Annotated in this window: 2 protein-coding genes and 4 tRNA genes; all 6 read left to right on the top strand. The window is 43.4% G+C overall.

From position 1 onward, the window contains the following. On the top strand, positions 1 to 457 hold a 457-nt coding region (locus IQR33_RS12555), incomplete at its 5' end, for a helix-hairpin-helix domain-containing protein (protein WP_265575784.1). A 46-nt stretch (positions 458 to 503) separates the two neighbouring features. Then, a complete protein-coding gene (gene pgsA, locus IQR33_RS12550) occupies positions 504 to 1,061 on the top strand; it encodes a CDP-diacylglycerol--glycerol-3-phosphate 3-phosphatidyltransferase (protein ID WP_005394805.1) in 558 nt (185 codons plus the stop codon). A gap of 462 nt (positions 1,062 to 1,523) precedes the next feature. Next, positions 1,524 to 1,597: transfer RNA gene (locus IQR33_RS12545), tRNA-Cys, on the top strand. A gap of 37 nt (positions 1,598 to 1,634) precedes the next feature. Continuing rightward, a tRNA-Gly gene (locus IQR33_RS12540) sits at positions 1,635 to 1,710 on the top strand. Positions 1,711 to 1,788: 78 nt separating this feature from the next. Beyond that, positions 1,789 to 1,875 (top strand) — tRNA-Leu (locus tag IQR33_RS12535). A gap of 13 nt (positions 1,876 to 1,888) precedes the next feature. After that, positions 1,889 to 1,964: transfer RNA gene (locus tag IQR33_RS12530), tRNA-Gly, on the top strand. Positions 1,965 to 2,362 lie beyond the last annotated feature (398 nt).

Below are 2,362 nucleotides of genomic sequence, written 5' to 3'. Positions count from 1 at the left end.
GAAAATTCCCGACATCATCTTTATCGATGGCGGTAAAGGTCAGTTAAATCGTGCGCATGACATCATTTCGCAATATTGGGGGGATTGGCCAAAGCGTCCCATCATGATTGGTATTGCAAAAGGCGTTACTCGCAAACCAGGTTTAGAAACGCTGATTACAGTCGATGGGGAGGAGTTTCATTTACCAAGCGATGCTCCTGCGCTGCACCTTATCCAACATATTCGTGATGAAAGCCATAACCATGCTATAGCGGGGCACCGTGCTAAGCGAGGTAAAACCAGACGTACGAGTGCACTCGAAGGGATTGAGGGAATCGGCCCTAAACGACGTCAGGCGTTACTCAAGTACATGGGTGGGTTACAAGAACTTAAACGTGCAAGTGTCGAAGAAATCGCCAAAGTACCGGGAATAAGTCACTCTTTAGCAGAAATTATTTTCCAAGCATTGAAACAATAAGGAAAATCGCGCAACATTAAGCCGCAATGTGTAAGAGAATAATAAAATGCGTTTGAATATCCCGAACATTCTGTCTCTTCTTAGACTGTTCCTAATCCCTGTTTTTGTGGTTGTCTTTTATCTACCTTATTCATGGGCACCGTTTGCAGCAGCAATGGTGTTTTGGGTAGCGGGTTTTACCGACTGGCTTGACGGTATGTTGGCCCGTAAACTTGGCCAAACTTCTCGTTTTGGCGCGTTTATTGATCCTGTCGCTGATAAAGTGCTAGTGGCAACGGCATTGATTCTAATCACGGAACATTATCATTCAATTTGGGTGACCATTCCTGCGGTAACGATGATTGCGCGAGAAATCATTATCTCAGCATTGCGAGAATGGATGGCTGAAATCGGTAAGCGAGCGAGTGTTGCGGTATCTTGGGTTGGCAAAGTAAAAACTGTTTCGCAAATGTTCGCCTTATGGGTGTTGATATGGCGTTACGATGAATGGATGGTTTGGCTAGGCTTTGCGGCCTTGTATGTGGCAACTTTCTTGACATATTGGTCAATGATTCAATATTTGGCTGCTGCGAAAGACGATCTGTTGAATGAAGAGCACCATTAAATTCTGATGTTAGAAAGCAGGCTTAATAGCCTGCTTTTTTGTACTAAGACAATCTACAGCATTTTTTGGCTTCTCTCGCTTTTCAATGCTTGCTAACGGCCATGTTTGCAATTTGTATCTGGGGCTTTTGCTTCGATAGAGTTCTATTTGTGATCTAAGTCTTGTTTTTGTCCTTGGAGAGTCTTAGAGAGGCGAGTCTTCTGATTATTAATACTTCAATGCACGCAACGCACGGCCAGCAGTGTAAGGCGTAGCCAAAGTTTTATGATAAACAAGTGTATTTAAGCGATTTTTAGTATTAAAACTAAGCAATCCATCGCCTTTCGCACAAATTCTAGTCAAACGATTTAAAAAAATAAAAATAGTGTTGACTCGATCGCTCGAATCCGTAGAATGCATCCCGTACCCAAGAGAGCACGGCTCGAAAGGGTGGTGAAAAAGCTTAGCTTTATTCACAAATGAGGCGCCTTGGCAGAGTGGCTATGCAGCGGATTGCAAATCCGTGGACCTCGGTTCGACTCCGGGAGGCGCCTCCATTATTCTTTTGAGAGTGAATGGCTTTCGAGAATAAATGCGACACTAGCTCAGTTGGTAGAGCGCAACCTTGCCAAGGTTGAGGTCACGAGTTCGAACCTCGTGTGTCGCTCCAAATTTTATTGATATGGCATTTAGCGGTATCAGATGGTGTTTTACTTTTCTGTAAAGGCATCACAAAGAATATTTGTGTGCCCTGGTGGTGGAATTGGTAGACACAAGGGATTTAAAATCCCTCGACGTTCGCGTTGTGCCGGTTCAAGTCCGGCCCGGGGCACCATCTCATATTAAATGCGACACTAGCTCAGTTGGTAGAGCGCAACCTTGCCAAGGTTGAGGTCACGAGTTCGAACCTCGTGTGTCGCTCCAGATTTAAGGCCTAACATGAAAATGTTAGGCCTTTTTCGTATTTTTTGAAAATCTCAAACTTCTTTTCTGTCACAGACTTCGTTAAGTAACGAACCCTTTGTCTCATTGACTCAAGTGATTGTTCATTCTGCCATTGCAATGCATCTTAGCCATTCCTACTAGTCTATGTTTAAACCATCACTTGTGGAGAATAACCACTCTTGCTCCAGGCAAAGCTGTGACGAGAATGCTATCTTTTTAAATGTTCCGGATATAGAAAGGAATGTTTTACGATTAAGCAGCACAACCTTAAACCTCTGTTGGATGAGGTGATGATATCTCAAGAATATTTGTTTAAATAACAGCTGTTTGAGAGAAGCAGAAAAGCATAGCTCATGAATATGAACATGTGAGTTGCA

Origin of the sequence: Vibrio sp. OPT46, assembly GCF_015163535.1 — a bacterium.
Taxonomy (GTDB): Bacteria; Pseudomonadota; Gammaproteobacteria; order Enterobacterales; family Vibrionaceae; genus Vibrio; species Vibrio alginolyticus.
Note: the sequence above shows the minus strand (reverse complement) of the source record. Positions and strands in the feature narration are given on the sequence as shown.